Source organism: Nitrospirota bacterium (assembly GCA_035873375.1).
Lineage (GTDB): Bacteria > Nitrospirota > Thermodesulfovibrionia > Thermodesulfovibrionales > JdFR-85 > BMS3Bbin07.
The window spans coordinates 1-21383 of the sequence record JAYWMQ010000056.1 but is presented as its reverse complement, the minus strand read 5'-3'; the positions used below and the strand labels follow the sequence as shown (position 1 = coordinate 21383).

The 21383-nt window shown below is 45.6% G+C and carries 22 protein-coding genes, 1 tRNA gene and 1 pseudogene; 15 read left to right on the top strand and 9 right to left on the bottom strand.

The window, feature by feature from the left end:
• The first annotated feature begins 40 nt into the window (after positions 1-40).
• From VST71_11935 to VST71_11920, 4 genes are read left to right on the top strand one after another with little or no spacing between them, the layout of a single operon-like run.
• Positions 41-1039 carry a polyprenyl synthetase family protein gene (locus tag VST71_11935; GenBank protein MEC4686428.1) on the top strand — a complete coding sequence of 333 codons (999 nt, stop codon included), beginning with the start codon at positions 41-43 and terminating at the stop codon, positions 1037-1039.
• Positions 1039-1548: an AmmeMemoRadiSam system protein A gene (gene amrA / locus VST71_11930; protein ID MEC4686427.1), complete on the top strand. Its 510-nt coding sequence runs from the start codon at positions 1039-1041 to the stop codon at positions 1546-1548. Before VST71_11935 ends, amrA begins: the two co-directional genes overlap by 1 nt.
• Positions 1545-1886: a hypothetical protein gene (locus tag VST71_11925; GenBank protein MEC4686426.1), complete on the top strand. Its 342-nt coding sequence runs from the start codon at positions 1545-1547 to the stop codon at positions 1884-1886. The genes amrA and VST71_11925 overlap by 4 nt, the downstream gene beginning before the upstream one ends.
• Before the next feature lie 21 nt (positions 1887-1907).
• Complete coding sequence (locus VST71_11920; protein MEC4686425.1) at positions 1908-2588, top strand: DnaJ domain-containing protein; 681 nt, start codon at positions 1908-1910, stop codon at positions 2586-2588.
• On the opposite strand, the gene VST71_11915 is transcribed toward VST71_11920, so the two are convergent.
• From VST71_11915 to VST71_11905, 3 genes are read right to left on the bottom strand one after another with little or no spacing between them, the layout of a single operon-like run.
• A complete protein-coding gene (locus VST71_11915) occupies positions 2585-2917 on the bottom strand; it encodes a hypothetical protein (protein ID MEC4686424.1) in 333 nt (110 codons plus the stop codon). The genes VST71_11920 and VST71_11915 overlap by 4 nt on opposite strands.
• A 60-nt stretch (positions 2918-2977) precedes the next feature.
• The gene (gene purC / locus VST71_11910; protein ID MEC4686423.1) at positions 2978-4021 is read right to left on the bottom strand and encodes a phosphoribosylaminoimidazolesuccinocarboxamide synthase; all 1044 of its coding nucleotides are present in this window, start codon (positions 4019-4021) and stop codon (positions 2978-2980) included.
• Entirely contained in the window at positions 4014-4487 is a 474-nt protein-coding gene (locus VST71_11905; GenBank protein ID MEC4686422.1) for an AIR carboxylase family protein, read from the bottom strand. Before VST71_11905 ends, purC begins: the two co-directional genes overlap by 8 nt.
• A 207-nt stretch (positions 4488-4694) precedes the next feature.
• On the opposite strand from VST71_11905, the gene VST71_11900 reads away from it, so the two are divergent.
• Positions 4695-5729: a 4Fe-4S binding protein gene (locus VST71_11900; protein ID MEC4686421.1), complete on the top strand. Its 1035-nt coding sequence runs from the start codon at positions 4695-4697 to the stop codon at positions 5727-5729.
• Between the two features lie 20 nt (positions 5730-5749).
• Here the strand turns inward: VST71_11900 and VST71_11895 are convergent, their stop codons facing one another.
• The 4 genes from VST71_11895 to VST71_11880 all read right to left on the bottom strand — a co-directional run bounded on the left by VST71_11895 (position 5750) and on the right by VST71_11880 (position 7414).
• Entirely contained in the window at positions 5750-6091 is a 342-nt protein-coding gene (locus tag VST71_11895; protein MEC4686420.1) for a YtxH domain-containing protein, read from the bottom strand.
• 44 nt (positions 6092-6135) lie between these two features.
• A complete protein-coding gene (locus VST71_11890; protein MEC4686419.1) occupies positions 6136-6729 on the bottom strand; it encodes an acyloxyacyl hydrolase in 594 nt (197 codons plus the stop codon).
• A gap of 21 nt (positions 6730-6750) precedes the next feature.
• Positions 6751-7275, bottom strand: coding sequence for a GDSL-type esterase/lipase family protein (locus tag VST71_11885; GenBank protein ID MEC4686418.1), 525 nt, complete (start codon positions 7273-7275; stop codon positions 6751-6753).
• Positions 7276-7338: 63 nt separating this feature from the next.
• Positions 7339-7414, bottom strand: a tRNA-Phe gene (locus VST71_11880).
• A 163-nt stretch (positions 7415-7577) separates the two neighbouring features.
• Here VST71_11880 and lnt point away from each other — a divergent pair.
• The 6 genes from lnt (at position 7578) to tolQ (ending at position 16295) form a co-directional block, all read left to right on the top strand.
• Positions 7578-9185 (top strand): apolipoprotein N-acyltransferase, encoded by a 1608-nt coding sequence (gene lnt, locus VST71_11875; protein ID MEC4686417.1) that lies wholly within the window; start codon positions 7578-7580, stop codon positions 9183-9185.
• Positions 9182-10313 (top strand): peptide chain release factor 2 gene (gene prfB, locus VST71_11870; protein ID MEC4686416.1). Its coding sequence is split into 2 segments (ribosomal slippage): positions 9182-9244 and positions 9246-10313, totalling 1131 coding nucleotides; the frame shifts between segments, so codons are not numbered across the junction. The genes lnt and prfB overlap by 4 nt, the downstream gene beginning before the upstream one ends.
• A gap of 388 nt (positions 10314-10701) precedes the next feature.
• Positions 10702-12033: a chromosomal replication initiator protein DnaA gene (dnaA, locus tag VST71_11865; GenBank protein MEC4686415.1), complete on the top strand. Its 1332-nt coding sequence runs from the start codon at positions 10702-10704 to the stop codon at positions 12031-12033.
• 64 nt (positions 12034-12097) lie between these two features.
• Entirely contained in the window at positions 12098-13201 is a 1104-nt protein-coding gene (dnaN, locus tag VST71_11860; protein MEC4686414.1) for a DNA polymerase III subunit beta, read from the top strand.
• A 75-nt stretch (positions 13202-13276) separates the two neighbouring features.
• Positions 13277-15661, top strand: a complete 2385-nt coding sequence (gene gyrB, locus VST71_11855; protein ID MEC4686413.1) for a DNA topoisomerase (ATP-hydrolyzing) subunit B — start codon at positions 13277-13279, stop codon at positions 15659-15661.
• Position 15662: 1 nt separating this feature from the next.
• Positions 15663-16295, top strand: coding sequence for a protein TolQ (gene tolQ / locus VST71_11850; protein ID MEC4686412.1), 633 nt, complete (start codon positions 15663-15665; stop codon positions 16293-16295).
• Positions 16296-16337: 42 nt separating this feature from the next.
• Here tolQ and VST71_11845 read toward each other — a convergent pair whose 3' ends face one another.
• A complete protein-coding gene (locus VST71_11845) occupies positions 16338-17174 on the bottom strand; it encodes a rhodanese-like domain-containing protein (GenBank protein MEC4686411.1) in 837 nt (278 codons plus the stop codon).
• A 468-nt stretch (positions 17175-17642) separates the two neighbouring features.
• Positions 17643-17939, bottom strand: a pseudogene (locus VST71_11840) (HigA family addiction module antitoxin).
• A 153-nt stretch (positions 17940-18092) separates the two neighbouring features.
• Here VST71_11840 and VST71_11835 point away from each other — a divergent pair.
• The 4 genes from VST71_11835 to VST71_11820 all read left to right on the top strand — a co-directional run bounded on the left by VST71_11835 (position 18093) and on the right by VST71_11820 (position 21248).
• Positions 18093-18302, top strand: coding sequence for a type II toxin-antitoxin system HicB family antitoxin (locus VST71_11835; protein ID MEC4686410.1), 210 nt, complete (start codon positions 18093-18095; stop codon positions 18300-18302).
• A 214-nt stretch (positions 18303-18516) separates the two neighbouring features.
• Positions 18517-19764 carry an AAA family ATPase gene (locus tag VST71_11830; protein MEC4686409.1) on the top strand — a complete coding sequence of 416 codons (1248 nt, stop codon included), beginning with the start codon at positions 18517-18519 and terminating at the stop codon, positions 19762-19764.
• Positions 19754-20344 (top strand): HNH endonuclease, encoded by a 591-nt coding sequence (locus tag VST71_11825; GenBank protein ID MEC4686408.1) that lies wholly within the window; start codon positions 19754-19756, stop codon positions 20342-20344. The genes VST71_11830 and VST71_11825 overlap by 11 nt, the downstream gene beginning before the upstream one ends.
• 124 nt (positions 20345-20468) lie before the next feature.
• Positions 20469-21248, top strand: a complete 780-nt coding sequence (locus VST71_11820) for a hypothetical protein (protein MEC4686407.1) — start codon at positions 20469-20471, stop codon at positions 21246-21248.
• The last annotated feature ends 135 nt before the right edge of the window (positions 21249-21383 follow it).

The following is a 21383-nucleotide window of genomic DNA, read 5'->3' as shown; positions in this document are numbered from 1 at the left end:
TATGTATAACAAATCTTACAGATACCCCTAAATAAAAGGTATGCCAGAACTAATCTGTGATGTAAACACCGTCTTTTCCACCTATTCAGGAGAACTTGGCAAGGTAGAAACCGAACTCCTGAATCTGTTCAATAGTTCAGCTCAAGTGATACCCTCCATCGGAGGCCATGTTGTTCGAAGCGGGGGCAAGAGACTCCGTCCTCTCTTCCTTGTACTCGGTGCAGAATTATGTGGCTACAGAGAGCACCCCCGTATTATTCTCGCAAGCGTTATAGAGGCTATCCACACGGCATCCTTGCTCCACGATGATGTGGTTGACAGTGCAGAACTAAGGAGGGGCAGACCCACAGCTCACTCTGTCTGGGGCAATCAGATAGTGGTCCTTGTAGGTGATTTCCTGTACTCCAACGCCTTAAAAATAGCCGTCCACCAGGAGAATCAGAAGCTTATGGAGGCCCTTTCAGAGGCGACTGCCAGGATGACAGAGGGAGAACTGCTTCAGTTGAGCAGGATCGGCGATCCGGAGATCAAGGAAGGAGAATACCTTCAGATAATATCGGCCAAGACAGGGGCACTTATATCCGCTGCGTGCAGGATCGGGGCTATACTCGGGAATAAGGAGAGACGGTATGAAGAGGCCCTGTCCAGGTTTGGAATGAAGACCGGCATGGCCTTTCAGATGATGGACGACATCCTTGACTACATGGCCGTGGAGTCAATGCTTGGCAAGCGACCCGGGAAAGACCTTGAAGAAGGAAAGATAACCATGCCCCTTATATATCTCCTGCAGGTCTGCAATAAAGAGGAGAAGATGGAAGTGAAAGCGATAGTGACCGGCATGGGCGTGGATAAAGAAAGTGACGACAGCCTGGCAAGACTTGGTTCCCTTTTCCGGAAATATAATACAATTGAAGAATCAATGAATCGCGCCAAGGGTCTTGTACGGGAGGCAAAAGAGGAACTTCAGGTCTTTGCTTCCTCGCCCGCCAGTGAGGCACTTTCCTGCCTTGCTGATTACGCCCTGTTCAGGAGCAGCTAATGCATCCCCTTGTATCACTTGCCAAAAGGACTGTGGAGGAGTATGTCAAACACGGGCATGTTATTAACCCGCCAGAGGAGCTGACACCGGAGATGCAGGAAAGGGCCGGGGTATTTGTATCGCTGAAAAAAGACGGTCAACTCAGGGGATGTATCGGCACCTTTGCTCCCACTACGGCAAACGTGGCAGAGGAGATAATCAAGAATGCAATTGCAGCAGCCACTCAGGACCCGCGTTTTGCCCCTGTTGATGAAGAGGAATTAGAAGCACTCACTTACTCGGTTGACGTACTGTCGGAACCCGAACAGGTAACGGATTTAAAAGAGCTTGACCCAAAAAAATACGGGGTTATTGTTGTTAAAGGGTTGCAGAAGGGTCTCCTCCTGCCGGATCTCGAGGGAGTTACAACTGTGGACGAGCAGTTGCGGATAGCCAGGATAAAGGCCGGGATATCTCCTCATGATGAGGAGTGCGTGATTTACCGCTTTAAAGTCAAAAGATACCATTGAACGAAAAGACCAGACTCGAACAGGAACTTGAGAGGGTTCAGAATAAGGGCAAACAATGGAGAGGCATCGTCGTCCTGCTCTTTGTCCTTTTATTGCTTGCGGCTCTGTATATAGTCAATCTCAGGCAAAAGCTCTATGATGCCCATGAGATGATCAGGTCGTTAAACCTCAAGACCGATACCCTGGGGCTTGAGATAGAGACCTTAAAACTTGATGCCGCAAGATGTTCAGATACCTTCACCGTTCCGGAAGAGGCGGAGAAAGAGAAGAAGGATATCAAATTAGTCCCGGAAGGCCCTGAAAAAACAATTGGGGAAATGAAGGACCTTCAACCTTAGGTTGTTGAACTTTTAATAGAAATGGGCACTGAAGAGACAGATTTTCGCAGAGAGGTAAATGGGTTACATGCAAGGCTCGGTAACCTGAATCCTTACGAGTTATTAGGCATCCAGCGGGGTGCTGATACGGAAACCCTGAAACGCAGCTACTACAGAATGGCCCGCCGGTTTCACCCGGACCGTTATTACAGCTCTACACAGGACGAACTGAGGCATAAATTAACAGACCTCTTTGAAGCCATAAGCCTGGCATATGAAACCCTCAAGCAAGGGGTTCCCGGCGAGCAGGCCCCTTCCGAAACAGACTCATCAGAAGCAGAGCCTCCGGCACACCTGAAGGAGGCTCAGGCTGAGGAGCAATACCGGAGAGGAGTTCTTGAATACAAGGCAGGTAATTACTGGCAGGCCTTTGATGCTTTTGGATGGGCAACACGGCTGAATCCAAAAAAGCCCAAATACTGGAGCCGCCTCTCTCTTGCACTGACAAATATCCCCGGAAGACTCAAACAGGCTGAAGAGGCAATTCTTGAGGCTATAAAACTTGAACCCTTCAAGGCTGATCACCATGCCCACCTCGGACGCATATACCTGAAGGCCGGGCTGAAAAAACGTGCAAGGACGCACTTTGAAAAGGCCCTAAAGTTTGACTCCGGAAATGAAGAAGCAGTAAAAGGGCTTGAAGAACTTGGGTCACTCAGTTAGAATTCAGGAAAGACCTTGATCGTCAGCGTCTCCGAACCGTTAACCTGACAGCTTGCAGCCAAAATTCCGCCCTCTATGTATTCCAGGTGAAAGTCTCCGTATCCCTGGGCCACAAGACTCTTTGCATTGGCAGGGCAGCCCTCTTCACACCCGACAACCCCTTTGACCATCTTTGGAAGCAGACCCTCAAGATTCAGACCCTCCAGTTGCAGCCCCTTTTTATCCGCAAAATCCCTTATCTGCGCTATCACCCCGGCTGCATCCATATGAAAGGGGTTTTCAACAGTTATTGAAAGAGATTCTCCCTCAATAGTGACTTCTATATCCATTATCCCTCCTTTTCATAAGCAACCTCCTGTCTTTGTAATAAACCTTGTCCCTGCCCTTCGTCAGGCAACGGGCATCTTGTTGGAAAGTACGTCCTTCACCTCTCTCAGTATCTCCTCAACAGGGGGGATATCCTTAAACCACTCCCTGCCTGTTATCTCATTTGTGCATGCAGCATATACCATTGAGATCAATGCCCGGAGCCTTTCAGGGAGGGGCTTGGGACTCTCCTTAACGAGTTCCTTCCACCGCATCCTGTCTTCTTCCTTGGCCTTCTCTACTGCATGGTACCACGGTGTATTCCGGTAATAAATCCTTGCAATCTCCTTACTCACGGGAATCCCCTTATATGTAAACCTGCACTCATCAAGGGTGCCAAGGACATCAACCAGCATCAGTCTTCTTTCAGGGTCAAAGCCGAGCTCTATCTTTCCATCTTCATTTTTAAGCCCAATTCTTGAAAACTCATCGGTAATCATCCGGTTCACAGACAGGGTAATCTCTTTTATCTCTTTGAGCTCTCTCTCCGACAGTCCCGCAATGCGCCTGGCCTCTTCCCACGAGATATAACGGTCTGTAATCTCCAGTTTGGTGGATACATCAAGGATGGGCTCCTTCAGTTCCTCACCAGGCACCGGCATCTCCTTTAAGCCAAAATCCTCAGGCCGCACCTCTCCGCTCCCCAGGCGTTTAAGTATGCTGCTTCCCTCAGGAATGGAGTTCCTGTAGATAATCTCAAGCGGGATAAGGAAGTTGCCCTTCTGTCCCTCATAACATGAATAGTCATACCTGCCTTCACGGAACTCAGGCCTTAAAACCCTGAGCAGCCGTATCTCCATTGTGGTTGAGGGCCTCTGCAGCTCAAAGAGCGGCTTACTCCTGTTGTCCTCAACAAGTCCAAGATAATGGGTCTTTATCCCCGTATTTTCCAGTTTTTCAAAGAAATATGAGCTTAACAGGGCGATTGAGGCCCCTTTGTCAGGGATAAGATCCGGCATCTCTCCCCAGTCAAAGACAGAGTATCTGTCCGAGAAGTGAAACCTCCCGATCCCGGGCACGTCCCCTTCCGGGGGTTTTACAATTTCAAGGTCTTTAACACTACCCACCACTTACCTCCTCATCATCCCTTTCTATCCGCTCTTTTGCCTCAGCCTGATATTTTTTTACTCTCACCTGTATTTCCGGCTCACTATGGCCCAGAATCTTTGCTGCTGCAAGTGCCGCTCCCTCAGGGTCGAGTACCACAAGGGGAGCCACAGCTGAAGGCATCCTGAGGCTTGAAAAGATATCCACCCCTGCAAAGCTCTCACTGTACGGGGGACAGGCAATAACAGGGCAGTGTGTCTGGGCATCGGCAAATCCGCTCAGTGCATTGCTCCTGCCCGCAACCGTGATAAAGACAACGTCCTCTTTTTCATACTCCTTTATAATCTCATAACAACGCATCGGCGCCTTATGCGCAGAGGCAATCCTCAGGACTGCCCCGACCCCCAGGCCTTCAAGCGCTCCGGCTATCCTCTCCGACCATTGAAGATCGCTTTTAGACCCCATTAGAATTACAACTTTTTTCAATATCCTGCCTCCTGAATATCTGCGGTCAAGGCCTCTCTTTTCTCTGCCATGGAGAATGCAGCCTGTACCACTTTTTTTACAGCCTGCGATTGGATATTATAACCGATTTTTACAAAAAAATAGCATCCTTCCCTCTAAACCTCTCCTGCTATAATAAACCTGATTAAAATCATACTTTCAGCAAGCCCCGGAGTATAAAATAGGGTAGTGAAGACAGAGGAGAGACAAGGCACCTTTTTAAGAACGTTCCGCGGCAGGCCCTACCTGAGGGTTCTGCGGTATCTGATACAGTGGGGCGTGGTTATTATCGTAATACACGGCGGAATCAGCCTTTACGGCTTTCTAAAATCTCTTCAGGGGGGGAAACTTCCTCTTATTGAAAAACCCCTCTCTGTTGAAGGATTTATGCCTATCGGGGCATTTATGGCCCTGAAGCTCTGGATAACTGAAGGCCTGTTTGACCCTGTTCATCCGGCAGCCCTTGTCATTTTCATCTCTGCACTCCTTACGGCCCTGTTTTTCAAAAAAGGTTTTTGTGGATGGATATGCCCGGTGGGTACAATCTCTGAGTTCACCTACAAGACAGGCAGAAGGATATTCGGAAGGAATTTTTCATTTCCAGGGTATATCGATTATCCCCTGAGGTCAATAAAATATCTGCTGATGGCGTTTTTCCTCTACGTAATCCTCTTAAAGATGTCGCCAGAATCCATCCGGGCCTTCCTCTTTACCCCATACTGGATGGTGGCGGATTTAAGACTCCTCATATTCTTTACAGAGATGTCCGTAACAACCCTCACTGTGCTGATGGTTCTCTTCGCTGCTTCCCTCCTTGTCAAAAACTTCTGGTGCCGCTATCTCTGCCCCTACGGCGCACTGCTTGGGCTTCTGAGTATTTTAAGTCCTGTAAAGGTGACCAGAGACCCCTCAAGGTGTATCCATTGTCACAGGTGCACAAGAAGTTGTCCGTCACTTCTGCCCGTTGAAGACAGGGAGAGGCTCTATTCCCCTGAGTGCACCGGGTGTCTTACCTGCGTAAGCCACTGCCCTGCCCAGGGGGCACTTGACCTTGCACTCCCGGGGAAGAGGCGGATAAACCCCGTTATTTACATCCTGCTCATCATCACACTCTTTTGGGGCGGCATCATGATTGCAAAGGCAGCAGGATACTGGAAGTCAAACGTCACATATGAGCAGTATAAAAAGATTGTTCCCCACCTGAAGGAGCTTGAGCATCCGTGATAACAAACTTGAAGACAAGACTAACCAATAATCTTGCTCAGTCTTGCCTTCTGTTTCTCCAAAGTCTTCTGACCCTCTTCTATGGTACTGAGAAGACTCTCCTTCATATCCTCTGTTAAGTCCTTGCCTCTGGATATAATCTCCGACGTCTTCTCATTGACATCCTCGATAAAACCACTTATTGTCTCAATCGTCTCCTCTGCCACTTCCCAAGCCTCTCTTTTGACCTTCTTTGCCGTCTTTGAAATGTCACGCCTTGTCTTCCTTCCTGCCTGCGGTGCATAGAGGAGAGCAATTAATGAACCAATAAGCCCCCCGACAAGAAATGCACCGGTCACTTTCGCTAAATCATCCCTTTCCATACAACCCTCCTTTTGCTTCTCCGTATAGATAATAATACTGATATTTAAAATTTGAACAGGTCTCTATAATCAAATTCGTAGCTTATACCAAAGGAAAAAACATCTTCTCCATAGTTATCCGCAACACAGGACTTATTCGTCAGTCCCCCGTTTGAGAGATGCGTATATGCAATATATGGTTGCCACCTTCCTGCTTTCCAGCCCGTCCTTGCCCTGGCGAGGAAATTGGTGTTGGAGCCGAGCCTGGGGCATTCTCCCTCTTCAATATTCATCCCTCCCCTGTGCACATAAGCCACACCAACGCCTACGGAGACTATGGCATTGCCGAATCTTGCCTCTGTCCCAACATTCCCTCCAACCCAGCCTGCACCGTCGAAGATCCCTCCGAGGAGTTCAGTATGCAGCCATTTTACCCGATTCCGGACCGGTTGACCACGAACTCCGACAATCCAGATATCCTCTGACCGGGCAAAGGCCGGGCTCCACGGAGAATCCCCGTTACTCAGGAAGTCCCCCCTGCCATACTCTGCAAAGGCCTCCATTGCTGATGCTTCTTTTACAAAACAGATCAGGACAATAGCAAGGAAAAAGAGACAAAAGATAACCTTTGCAAGTTCTTTTGAGGCTTTTCTGTCCATATCCCCCTTTTCTAATGAAGTCTATTTGTTCACTATATTCTCCAGGACCCCTGTCCATATCGCATAACCTTTACCACTAAGGTGTACTCCGTCTTCAAGGAAATACCCCTTCACTGCCTTACCTTCCGTGTCTGTAAACAGCTTATAAATGTCCAGGAACCCGGCTCCTGTTTCCCCGGTCATCTCCTTGATGGATTGGTTCGCCCGTTGTATGTCTTCACCTGTTATCCACTCCAGCCCGATGGGCAGGATACTGTGAACATAAATAACGGCTCTCGGGTAAGCTGCAGATAATTTCTCTATAATTTCCCTGTAAGCATTCAGAAAATCAAAGTCTTCCATGGCCACATTGTTTGTCCCGGTCATGATGAAAACAAGGTCAGCATGTGGATATTCCCTTATAATCCCGTCAATCCTTGAAAGGAGCCCTTCCACTGTCTCTCCGGGCACACCAAGGCTTGCAACCCTGTGACCAGGAAACCTGGCTTGCCAGTCGAAGAAATCTATAAGAGAATGTCCTAAAAACAGGATGTCCTTTGAATGCATATTTTTATGTAGGGCCATTTATTGTCGGGTTGAGGAGGGTTTTAGTCTGCGCCTTTTTATGAGTGGTGGGCAGGGACGGAATCGAACCGCCGACACGAGGCTTTTCAGGCCTCTGCTCTACCGACTGAGCTACCTGCCCTCCATTGTGAAACAAATACCAAAAACAGAGAGTCTTGCCATAGAGTCGGTGTCTAAACCCTCCTTGATATAATTAAAAGTGAAAATTATGATAAAATATTTAATCTGAAAAAGGCAATTAACTATCATTCTCTTCAACATGGAAAGAGGTATATAACAAGTTGTTGAAAAATAACCTCTCAAGGTATTTTCCTGCCGTCCTCTCAGGAACAGCCCTTGTATTTGCATTTCCAACATTCAATATATCCCTGCTTGCATGGATATGTATTGTCCCCTTTTTGATCTCCCTCTACAGGATGGATGGTTATACAGCTTTCCGGGCAGGTCTTTTTTTCGGACTACCTTATTTTTTCGGCACCCAGTCCTGGATATATTACTCAGTGAATCACTATGGCGGCGTATCTCTGCTGCCGAGCCTCCTGATAGTCCTGCTCTTAAGCCTGTATGAAAGCCTTTATACGGCCCTTTTCGGATTTCTCTTTGCAAAGGCCGTAAAAAGAACAGACCTTCCCCTCACCATAATTGCTGCTCCGTTGTGGGGTTCTCTTGAATATATACGCGGATACCTCTTTTCCGGGTTTCCCTGGTCTTTGCTTGGTTATACCCAATACAACTCTCTCCCGATTATCCAGATTTCAGATATAACAGGTGTCTACGGGGTTTCATTTCTTGTCATCCTCGTCAATGCGTCTCTGGCAGACCTCTACCTGCTGAAGGTGCGTCAAAAAGAAAAACCCCTCTTCCCGAATTGGAAAACCCTTGCCTCCACAGCAGTCACCGTCATGGTGATCGCTGCAACCCTCTTCTACGGCGTTTATAAATTACGGTCTATTGGCACAGGAAAGGGTGACACCAGACAGGTAAGAATCAGTATTATTCAGGGCAGCATAGAGCAGGACAGGAAATGGAACCCCGCCTATCAGAGAAAAGTCTTCAACACATATAAAAGACTTACTGTTGAGGCACTTAAGGAGAGCCCTGATCTGGTTGTGTGGCCGGAGACTGCCCTGCCCTTTTATTTTGGCAGAGACAATGAGCAAACAACGGAGCTGACTGAATTTGTAAAAAAATCCGGCGTCCCCCTGTTGACCGGCACAGTCATGGTGAAAACCAGGCCTGTAAACAAAGACCCGGAGGGAAATTCAAACAAGGGATACACGCTGACAAACAGCGCTGTTCTTATTGACAGGGCTGGAAACCCGACCTATTTTTATGATAAAATACATCTGGTGCCATTTGGTGAATATGTCCCCCTGAAAAACACCCTCTTCTTTTTAGATAAGCTGGTGGAGGGTATAGGAGACTACACACCTGGCAAAAGTTATGCCAAGGGCAGTTTAACCTGGGGGCAGTTCGGTACGATTATCTGCTACGAGGCGATTTTTCCGGGCCTTGTCAGAAAGTTTTTCAGACACGGGGGAAATCTCATTGTCAATATAACCAATGATGCCTGGTTCGGAAGGACAAATGGGCCCTATCAGCATTTTTCGATGTCGGTCTTCAGGGCTGTTGAAAACAGAAAGCCCCTTGTAAGGGCGGCCAATACCGGTATATCAGGCTTCATAGACCCAACAGGAAGGGTTTTAAGGACAACAGGGCTTTTTAAAGAGACATATATAACCGGGGATATCCTGATAAACGACAATACCAGTTTTTATACAAGATTTGGTGATGTATTCAGTTTTTTGAATATTATATTTACCGTACTGTTTTTTGTGAAAATATCGAATAAGGTCGGAAGAACCAAAAAATATCAAGGAGGAGTAACATGATTAACGAAAGAGAGATAAAAGAGGAACTCAGCACACTGAGGAATAAGATCGAAGACCTACGAGGGTATCTTTGATGTAGATTCACTGAAGAAAGAGCTTGAAAAGATAAATAACGACCTGAGCAGAGAGGACGTCTGGGCAAACCCGCGTAAGCTTAAATCCCTGCAGAAGAAAAAAGCAGTAATCGAAGACCTCGTTCTCCCCTTTTTAAACGCAACCGAAAGACTCGACTACCTTACAGATTCTGCCGACATACTTTTTGAAGAAGAAGGGGAGCTGTTTTTAGACGAGTTTCTTGGAGAGCTTAACAGACTCAAAAAGGAGTTAGAGGTACTTGAGTTGAAACACCTCCTGTCAGGTGAGCTGGACCGGAGCAATGCCATAGTCGAGATACACCCGGGAGCAGGTGGTACGGAGAGCCAGGACTGGGCTCAGATGCTCATGAGGATGTATCTGAGGTGGGCTGAAAAGAAGGGGTTCAAGGCAGAGATTGTCGACCTCCTGCAGGGTGATGAGGCTGGTATAAAGAGTGCCACCATCACCATTTCAGGACCTTATGCGTATGGTTATCTCAGGGCGGAAGCGGGAATCCACAGACTCGTAAGGATATCTCCTTTTGATGCAAACAGCAGGAGACATACCTCCTTTGTTGCCGTCATGGTCTATCCCGAGGTTGAGGACGACATAGAGATAGAGGTAAGGGACGAGGACCTGAGGATAGACACGTTCAGGGCATCGGGTGCAGGGGGACAGCACGTAAACAAGGTTTCCTCGGCAGTCAGGATTACCCACAATCCCACGGGTATTGTGGTCGGTTGCCAGAGTGACAGGTCTCAGTACAAGAACAAGGCTACTGCCATGAAGATACTGAAGGCAAGGCTCTATGACCTGAAACTCAGTGAGCAGGAGAAGAGGATGGAAGGCATCATCGGTAACAAGAAAGAGATTGCCTGGGGTAACCAGATAAGGTCGTGTGTGCTGCATCCCTACAGGCTTATAAAAGATCACCGGACAGGGTTGGAGAAGGGAAACGTGGATGCTGTACTTGATGGTGAGATTGATGACTTTATACAGGCCTATCTGAAGATGAAGGCAAGAAAGTCTGTTTGCAGTACACAGAAAGGCTAAAGCAGGTAGTGGATTGTCAGGTATTGTGAATTACCGGCCTCCAGGGGGTTGTTTTAGAGGTAAAAGGGATGGTTTCGGTGTCTCTCTATTACTACTTAAATACTTAAATATTTTTAGTAGTAGTTGTAGTAGGTGGTGTTGATAAGTTGAAATGGAAGAATTTTTTATAAAAATCGGTCTGTTAATCCGTTGATAAAGGTATTGATTGCGTTGTCTGTTTTTCCACTGTTTTAACAACCGGCGGTATGTGGGAAAAATTCAACAGTATACCAACAGTTTTATAGCAGGGTTTTCTTGCTTTGAACTAACAGATGATTTATAATGTTTGTGCAGTTACCAACATTTGTTAATAGATTGTGAATAAAGCATAAAATACTAAGGGGATTTCATGGAAACAGCAGCAATATGGGATAAGTGTCTCAAGTCTATTGACGAGAAAGTAGGTGGCAGCGTATTCGAGCTCTGGTTTAAGCCGATTAAACTGAAACAGATAAAGGACGACTACGTTGTGGTGGAGATACCCAACAGGTTTTACAAGGAGTGGATAGAGGAGAATTATTCGGAGATAATTCAGAATGCCTTCAGGGAGCAGACCGGGCAGGAACTCACTGTAAAGTACAAGATAGCGGAAAAGCAGGACAAGGAGGTTAAAAAGTTCGATGCCCGGATAGACAGCCGGCGCCGGGCACTCAGGAACAGGGGGGTATTTCTCAACCCTAAATATACATTTGAAGAGTTTATCGCAGGGCCGAGCAATCAGTTTGCCCATGCTGCGGCCATGAAGGTTACGGAAGCCCCGGGAAGGGCATACAATCCACTCTTCATATACGGGGGAGTCGGTCTAGGCAAGACCCATCTCATCAATGCCATTGGTAACAGGGTTATAGACAGTATGCCGAATTTCCGTGTATTATATGTTCCTTCCGAACAATTTACCAATGAGGTGGTGGCTGCTATCAGGCATGACAAGATGGGGGAGTTGAAGGACAAGTACAGAAATGTTGATCTCCTGCTTCTTGATGACGTCCAGTTCATTGCGAACAAGACACAGACACAGGAAGAGTTCTTTCACACTTTTAATGCCCTGTACGAACAGCAGAAACAGATAGTTATATCCAGTGACAGGTCTCCAAGGGATATATCGGATATAACGGACAGGTTAAAGTCGAGATTTACCATGGGCCTTATTGCTGATATTCAACTGCCGTCGGTAGAGACAAAGATGGCCATACTCTTTAAAAAAGCGGAATATCAGAGAATACAGATTCCGCAGGACGTTGCTTACTGGCTTGCCATGAAGATTAAATCCAATATAAGGGAACTGGAAGGTTGCCTTATAAAGCTGGCTGCACATTCAACACTGACAGGCGTTCCAATAACCCTTGACATGGCGAAAGATGTCCTTAAGGATTTCCTTCATGATGATGAGAGGCCCCTGACAGTTGAGATTATACAGAAGGCAGTGGCTGATTTCTATGGTATAAGGTTTCAGGAGCTGAAGACCAAGAAGAGGACGAAGGAGATTGCCCTGCCAAGACAGATTGCAATGTATATAAGCAGGGAGCACACGGATCTTTCCCTTAACGACATCGGGAAGAACTTTGGCGGCAAGGATCATTCCACCGTCATATATGCATGCAGACAGATAGATAAAAGGAAAAACGCAGATGAATCCTTTAATCGTATAATAGAGAGCCTGGTAAACAAAATAAAAGGTTAGAAAATCAGTCAACGACTGATTAGGGTTAGTAATGACCAATGACTGAAAAAAGGGAGGCTGTTTTATGAATGTTATTATCTCAAGGGATGAACTTCAGAAAAGACTTGCGGACATTCAGAGCGTTGTTGATAAAAAGACGACCATGCCGATTCTTGGGCATTTTTTGTTAAGTGCCGGTGAAAAACCATTTGTGTCAGCTACGGACCTTGAGACAGCTATAAAAGAGCCTGTAATACTGCAGGAGGTTAAGGAGGGAGGGGATCTCTGCATCCCTGCAAGGAAGCTTTATGAGATAGTGAGGGAAGTTGAAGGTGACATAAAGATAGAGAGCGAAGGGGTCGAGTGGTTAAAATTAAAGGCCGGCAAGAGTAACTTCAGGCTTGCCTGTATGAGCCCGGAGGATTTTCCGAAGTGGCCGGGACTCGCGGACAAGGTTGATGTGGAGATAGAGGCCGGAAAGCTCCTGGATATGATAGAGAAGACCCTCTATTCCGCAGGTGAGAGTGATTCGAGATATACCCTCAACAGCCTGCTGTTTCATATCAAGCCCCGGGAAAAGACCTTTACGGTTGTCGGAACGGACGGACACAGGCTTTCAGCTATAAATGATACTATAGAAGTAGAGGCAGAAGATGAGATCAAGGTGATTGTGCCGAGGAAGTCTGCCTCGGAGTTGAGAAAGTTTCTTCCATCACAGGAGGGCAGTATCCGGATGGAGATAGCCACAAACCATGTGGCCTTTAATATCGGGGAGATTCAGTTTCTCGTAAGGTTGATCGAGGGTACCTACCCAAATTATGAACAGGTCATCCCTGTAGGCAACGAAAAGATTCTCGGGATTGCGAGAGAGGAGTTTATCAAATCCCTGAGAAGGGTTTCAGTAATAAGCAGGGACCACAGTAATGCGGTGAAGATAGACATTTCACCCGGTACGCTGACCATTAGTGCTTCAAACCCCGATATTGGCGAGGCAAAGGATGAGGTCCAGATCGATTATGAGGGCGAGGGAGTATCCCTCGGGTTTAATGCACGGTACCTCCTTGATGCACTGAATGCATTGACTGCAGAGAAGGTAATTTTTGAGGTGCAGGAACCGTTAAGCACGACCCTTCTCAGAGAAGAGGGCAATGAGAATTACAAGTGTGTGATCATGCCCATGAGGATCTGATGATGCTTGAAGTGTTAAAGATCCTGTGGAGAAAGAATTAAGGGCTGGTGACCAATGACGGAGGACGAAAAAGGAATGGAAAAAGACTTAAGGGAATACGGTGCTGATACTATAAAGATCCTGAAGGGTCTGTCGGCTGTCAGAAAACGTCCTGCCATGTATATAGGCTCAACAGGTGCCGAGGGGCTATATCATCTCGTCTACGAGGTGGTTGACAACAGTGTGGATGAGGCCCTGGCAGGGTTTTGCAGCAATATTGATGTCATCCTTCATTATGACGGCAGTTGCACTGTTATCGATGACGGAAGGGGCATACCGACGGATACACATTCCGGAGACCCTGAAGGCAGGACAGCGGCAGAGATCGTAATGACGGAGCTTCACGCAGGTGGTAAGTTTGATGCAAAGGCCTACAAGGTATCAGGGGGCCTGCACGGAGTCGGCGTGTCGGTGGTAAACGCCCTTTCAGAGTGGCTGGAGCTGGAGATCAAGCGTGATGGAAAGGTCTTTCAGCAGAGATACGAGAGGGGGGTTCCCGTAAAACCCCTTCAGCTGGTGGGGAAGACAAAGAGTACGGGCACCAAGGTTACATTCAAGCCCGACCCCGAGATATTTGAGACAACGGAGTTCAGCTATGATGTGCTGAGTCAGAGGCTGAGGGAGCTTGCATTCCTCAACAGGGGACTCAGGATCAATATAACGGATGAGCGGAGCGGCAAGAAACGGGAGTTCCTCTACGAAGGCGGCATCGTCTCTTTTGTTGAGCACCTGAACAAGAACAAGACAGTGCTTCACCCAAACCCAATCTATATATCAGGAGAACGTGATGCTATTTCAGTGGAGATAGCCCTCCAGTACAATGACAGTTATACAGAGATCATCTATACCTTTGCCAATAACATAAACACCCGCGAAGGAGGTACCCATCTGATAGGATTCAAGTCCGCCCTTACAAGGACCGCTAACCAGTACGCCCTGTCTTCGGGTATACTGAAGAACGGCAAAGGGTCCCTCTCCGGCGATGATATACGCGAGGGGCTGACTGCTGTAATCAGTGTAAAGCTTCCTGATCCGCAGTTTGAGGGTCAGACAAAGATGAAGCTCGGCAATACAGATGTGAAGGGTATTGTTGAGTCGATTGTTAATGAACATCTGGGAAGATTTCTCGAGGAGAATCCCGCCTATGCCAGAAAGATTATAGATAAGGCACTTCAGGCATCAAGGGCAAGGGATGCCGCGCGTAAGGCACGTGAGCTGGCAAGGCGTAAGGGGGCGCTGGAGGATTCAGGGCTCCCCGGGAAGCTGGCAGACTGCTCGGAGAAAGACCCTGCAGAGAGTGAACTCTTTATTGTTGAGGGTGATTCTGCCGGAGGGTCTGCAAAACAGGGCCGTGACAGGAGGTTTCAGGCCATACTGCCCCTCAGGGGCAAGATACTGAATGTGGAGAAGGCTCGCTTTGACAAGATGCTCTCATCAGAGGAGATAAAGGTGCTGATTACCGCCCTGGGCACAAGCATAGGGCCTGAGTTTGATGTTTCAAAGATTCGCTACCACAGGGTAATACTGATGACGGATGCTGATGTGGACGGTGCCCACATCAGGACACTCCTGCTCACATTTTTCTTCAGGCAGATGCCCGATATTATAGAGAAAGGCTACCTCTATATTGCCCAGCCCCCCCTTTACAGGGTAAAGAAGGGCCGTACTGAAAAGTACATCCAGAATGAGACGGAACTGCAGGGCATGTTGTTTGAGCTTGCCGCCGAAGAGGTGCAGATCAGGTCAGGCGGGCAATGGGTAAAGGGAAAACCCCTGATCCCGTATATGCAGAGGATATTAAATTATGTAAAGCTCCTCGACTGGTTTGGCCTCAGGAGGGTGGATACAAAGATGCTGGAGTTTTTACTGGAGAAGGGGATAAGTACGGAGTGGCTCAAGGACAGGTCAAGGCTTCAGGCCCTGTGCGATGAGGTTATGGAGAATTTCAATAACGTCAGGATTTCAGAGATGGAGTTTGACGAGGAGCACGGCAGCTACAGCCTTGAGATTAGGAGGATGGGAAGGAGGGTCAAGCTGAATATGGATTTTCTTACATCCCCTGACTATAAGGAGCTCGAGAGCCTTTTCAGTATTGTTCAGGAATTAAAACCCATACCCTTTACCGTATCGACCAGGAGCGGGGAGCAGGAATTTCAGAGTCTCAGGGAGATGCTTGAGTTTATACTTGAGACGGCAAGAAAGGGGCTCTACATCCAGAGATACAAAGGTCTTGGCGAGATGAATCCGCAGCAGCTCTGGGAGACTACCATGGACCTGGAGAAGAGGACCCTTTTGCAGGTAACGGTGGAGGACTCAGTTCAGGCTGACGAGGTCTTTACCATATTGATGGGTGACCACGTAGAGCCGAGGAAAGAGTTTATTGTTAAACATGCACTTGAGGCGAGGAATATAGATATTTAAAATGGAAAATGAGATTTTAGAACTCATCCTGCAGGCAGGACTCGTTGTAAAAGGGGTGCTTATAATCCTCCTCTTCTTTTCTGTGGTCTCCTGGGCCATAATATTTTACAAGTGGCGCTATTTTTCAAGGGCAAAAAAGGAGACAGAGGCCTTTATGCGGGCATTTCACGGCGGGAAGGATTTGAAGTCCCTGCTCCATGCAAGCCGGCCGTTGATGATAAGTCCCCTGTCAAGGATTTTTACGGCCGTCTACTCGGAAGGCAAAGTAGGAAGGGATGAGGTAAAAAGGGCGCTGCGCCGGTATGAGGCACTTGAGGTTGCCAGGCTTGAGCGCTACCTGAACTTCCTGGCCACCACAGGCTCCACCACACCCTTTATCGGACTCTTCGGCACTGTCTGGGGAATAATGAGTGCCTTTAAAGGCATTGGTGCTGCCGGCTCCGCCTCTCTGGCAGTGGTGGCCCCGGGTATTGCAGAGGCACTTATAGCCACTGCAATGGGCCTTGCTGCAGCCATCCCCGCTGTTATCGGATACAACTACTACCTGAGTATGGCTGGCAGGATAACTGTAGAGATGGAGGATTTTTCAGAGGAACTCCTTGACACTTTTGTTAAGTCCCGGGGGGATGCTTAATCCGTAGTCAGGGCGGACGATGTCTGGTGCTTAGCACCCTTTTCAGAGCGTTTTTTCAAAGGCCGAGGAGATGTGATCAATATTTCTCTCCTCTTCTTCGGCGAGAAGATTAAAGATTTTTCCGGCCTCCTCTGACTTTACTGTCCGACTGAGTTTCAGGTAAAGGTCATAAGAATTTGCACCCAGTGTGATCAGTAACTCCATCACGTCTGTCAGGGTCTTGCCCTTGCTCCATTGAAGGGCCTGTGAGACCTTGATGCAGCCGACCATGATCTCCTCATCCGGGACATCAAGCACGTCCCTGGGGAAATCTGCTGAAGGAGACTCCCCGCTCAGTTCAGTATAGAGTTTTTCAAGTGTTACCTTATGGGCATTCTTGGCCTCCAGAAGTTCCCTGATGATGGCTGATCCCCCGTTTGAAGGGATATTTCCCCGGACCTTTTCAAGAAACCGCATCGTTCCGTTTTCGAGAAACCAGGCTACTGCAGTAAGTTGCTCAGGTGTCAGGGTTTCAGGAAAACAGAACATACCTGCCTCAGGCGGACCGCTTGCAACAACACCGTTGTATCGAAGGATGCCGCCCTCCATGTTGAGGACGTTTTTGATCCCTGCGCTCATGAGGAGACCTGCGGCAGAGCGGCTGCGGTTTCCGCTGCGGCAATAGACGATGGTGGTCTTTTCAGGATCAAGTTCCCTGATCCTTGACGGAAGTTCGTGTAATGGCACAAGCCTTGCCCCGGGCAGATGCCCCTGCTCATACTCCACAGGCTGCCGGACATCGAGCAGGCAAAAGTCTCCGGGAAGCTTTTTCTTTATATATTCACGCACTTCGTCCGGCGAGATGGACGGTACAGGCTTGAAGAAATCAAATAAGCTCATTGTTGTTACCTCTTTGTACGATAGAATAGGGAAAACCGGCAGCCACGCCCCTTGCTATCTCCAGCATACAGGATTTTAAGTAAACAAGTTATATATTGTCAAGAAATATGGAATGTATATAATATCCAGGAGTTCCCCCCCCTTAAGTATTACATGGAGCTGGGGATCGGCCTTCTGATCAGGGGCGCTGATATAGACGATGCTTCTTCCAAACATATTTAAACTCTCGGCCCTGGCAGCATTCCTGATGGGGACAGGATATAGTCTGTATAACAGGAGAATATCAAGAGGGGAATATTGAGATGCCTGATAGCAGGGTATAAGAAGGCATAGGCCTTGTCTGCAACTTCAAAGAGATCCTGGTCCAAATGCCCTTGATTTGTCACCCTGAACTTGATTCAGGGTCTCATATATCGTTCTTTTCTGTTTGTACGACAAAAAATTAACCAGCAAAAACTCTGTATATTTTTATCCAACAGTGCATACATGAACTTGTTTGTCTATGCGATCCTTCAGTCTGTCCTTTTCCACTTCCAGGTCATATCTTGCTTGAAGATTGATCCAGAACCATTCTGACATTTTAAAATAACGTGACAGCCTCAAAGCAGTATCCGGTGTGATGGCCCGCTTCCCGTGCACAATTTCATTAATCCGGCGAGCAGGCACATTAATATCCGTAGCCAACCTGTACTGGCTAATCCCCAAGGGTTTGAGAAATTCCTCCAGCAGGATTTCCCCTGGAAGTGTTGGTGGTAATTTTTGTTTAGCCTGAAAGACCTCCTAAGGATAGTCAACAATATAGCTTTTCCAATGTTTGATGATAACGCAGCTTGTTAATATTGTCAAAGATGTTTTCTTCTGTATGCGGAATTTCATAAATAAAGCCAAACATAGTATAATTTACTCAGATGGGCAAACATGAGAAAGTATGAAGTGATTATTTACTGGAGCGAAGAAGACAAGGCTTTTGTTGCTGAGGTGCCAGAGTTGCCAGGCTGTGCAGCAGATGGCGCTACATATCAGGAGGCATTATCTAATGTTGAAGTTGTTATTCAAGAATGGATAGAGACAGCAAAAGAACTCGGACGCCCAATCCCCAAACCTAAAGGCAGATTAACCTTTGCATAAAACAAACAGAAAGTGCTCAGGCCTCTTTGACATTTCTTGTTATCCAACATGATAGATAGCATTACAAACATGGTGTTATCCAGCATGTTTTGGGTATTTTATACGAAATAAAATCCCCCATAGCAATATAAATTGTAATTTACAATCCTGAACTGGTATTATCTGAAAAAATCACATACTAACTTGTTATACATAAAAGAGGATTGAATAGAAAATGAATTTTGAAAAATTGACCATTAATGAGTGGCAACAATTTCAAACTATTGAAATTGACTTTCACAATAGACTAACAGTTTTAACTGGTGCTAATGGTAGCGGTAAAACAACGATATTAAGTAACATTCTTGCTCGGCATAATAATTGGAATGTTCAATCTCTTTCAACACCTAAAAAGGATAAATCATCCGGTGTTTTTTCTTTTCTTTCAAGACTTTTTAATGGTGAAAATAAAAGTAACAATAATATTATTGGATACCTCCAATATGACGGAGGTCAAAGAGCAAATCTTCAGATACCCAATAACAATTCTCCACAGTACCAAATTCAAATTGCTGCGCAACAGGGGGTAAAGTGCTTCTTTATACCATCTCATAGGGCGATATTTCGCTACCAACCTATTAGTAATATTCCTTTTGGGAAAAAGAATAAGGACGCGGCCTTTCAAGAGGTTTATAATGCAACACGAGAAAGATATGTCGGAAATAACAGTCAGTCTTCAAGTTTTTTTATGAAAAATACCCTCATTGGTTGGGCGATTCAGGGTTATGGTGTCAAGAAAGCAGACAAAATAATAATGCCGAGCGATGAAGAGCAAATTAAAAATTACGAAGGATTTAAGGAGGTCTTAGAAAAATTACTCCCTGCAACATTAGGTTTTGAAGACTTTGAAATCCGTGAGCGTGAGATTGTTTTTATTTGCAATAAAGGTAAAGATGAATTTGTGCTTGAGCAGGCTTCTGGTGGCATCAGTGCACTAATAGATATTGCATGGCAGATTTATATGTATTCTACAAAGGAAATAACAGAGTTCACAGTAATCATAGATGAAATTGAGAATCATTTGCATCCAACCATGCAAAGACAAATATTACCCGATTTATTAAACGCATTTCCAAAGGCTCGTTTTATTGTAGCAACTCACAGTCCACTTATTGTTGGCTCCGTTCGAGAATCGAATGTATATGTTTTGAAGTATAACGATGACAAAAAAATTATTAGTCAAAAATTAGATCTAATTAACCAAGCCAAAACTGCATCTGAAATATTAGATGAGGTTCTTGGTGTATCGGTTACCATGCCGATTTGGGCAGAAAAAGAATTAAACAATATCGTGAAAAAGTTTTCAAATATCGATATGAGTAAGGAAAAGTTTGGAGAAATGCGAAGCAATTTAAAAACAATTGGTCTTGAGGGTCTTATGCCTGAGGCAATCAGCAAATTAATTGAGGGAAATGATGATTAATATAACTAGGCCCAATTGCCCCAACGCTTCTGTACTTTCGAATGGGAACTACAAACATCCGGACAATAAAAATGCATTAAAAGAGGCGAGCCACGATAAATGTATGTATTGTGAAAGCAAAATATCTCATGTCTATTATGGAGACGTTGAACATATAAAGCCAAAATCGAAATATCCTTCTTTGGAATACGAATGGTTAAATTTAGGATTTGTATGCTCTAAGTGTAATGGAATTAAGAAAAACAAATACGATGAAAGTACCCCATATATAAATCCGTATGAAGAAGATACCAGTGAACATATTTTGGCTCTCGGGGTATTTGTCAGACAAAAAAAAGGGTCTGAAAGAGGTGAAATAACAATTAGTGAATGTTTAGGAATTGGACTAAACCGAGCACAACTATTGGAAAGAAGAAAAGAAAGATTAAGCTCTGTACAAAAAGCGATTGATAGTTGTTTTCGTACCACTAATACTGCATTGAGAAAGCAGGCTCTCGAAGAATTAAAAAATGAATGTGGTGCAGATAAGGAGTATTCATTGTGCATAAAAGCATTGTTGAGTTGTAACGATATTCTATGATTTCATATATAAGGATAGGTTAAATAAAAATGTATAACAAATCGTTGCACCTGACATTTTTCCGCTGTCGCTCCAAAATGCAGGTGAACTCAGGCGTTATACACTAAAATAAAGAGGTAATTAAATGAAATATGCATGGATAGTTAGGGCTTATCCTCATGGTAAATATCGCACAAAAGAATTTTTATTAAAGAATATTGTGGCTATAGGCTGGCCATGTATTGGAGATTTAACAAATAAGAAAACAAGAGATGATGTCAAACAGGCAGTATTAACCTACTATTCGTATTCATCTCAACAGTCCCTTGGGCAATCGGTTGGCAACATCTATCGTTTCAAAGAAGAAATTAAGAAAGATGATTATGTATTACTACCTGATGGAAATCTTGTATATATCGGGATAATTGATTCATCGTACAGGTACGATTCTTCGGTTGATTCTGAGACTGAAGGATATCCTCACCAAAAAGAAGTAAAATGGCTATATGATAAAAAAGCAATACCAAGGAAGTTTTTAACAGGTCGAGTTTTTGATTCGTTAAAAGGTCAACAGACTGTTTTCACAACATATCATGATGACGTAGATGATATTGTAAAAAATAAAAAGAATTATTTCACACAACAAACAAATATTGAATTAAAGAATGAATATCTATCTAGACTTCAAAATGGTCTTTTGAGAAACATTAACTCTAATACTTTTGAGGATGCTGTCTGTTCTCTTTTTTCAAATTATTATCCGGGGCTTCGAAGGCTATCAACAACAAGCAGTAAATCAGGCGATACGGATTTATTAGCGGAGTTGCCTGCAAATGTAATTATACGTATTCAAGTAAAACATTTTTATCCAAGTCAGGGCGAGATTCAAGATTGGGTAGTAGATCAATTATCTGATTCTATGTAAGCGTCAAATAAACCCCACGTGATTAACCAAGAAGGACGATGGAGCCACGATTAACGTACTGGGGCAGAAGAGCCCTGTAATCTTCCTCTGTATTGGCACCGGGCAGTTCTTCAAAGAGGAAGCGCAAATAGGCAT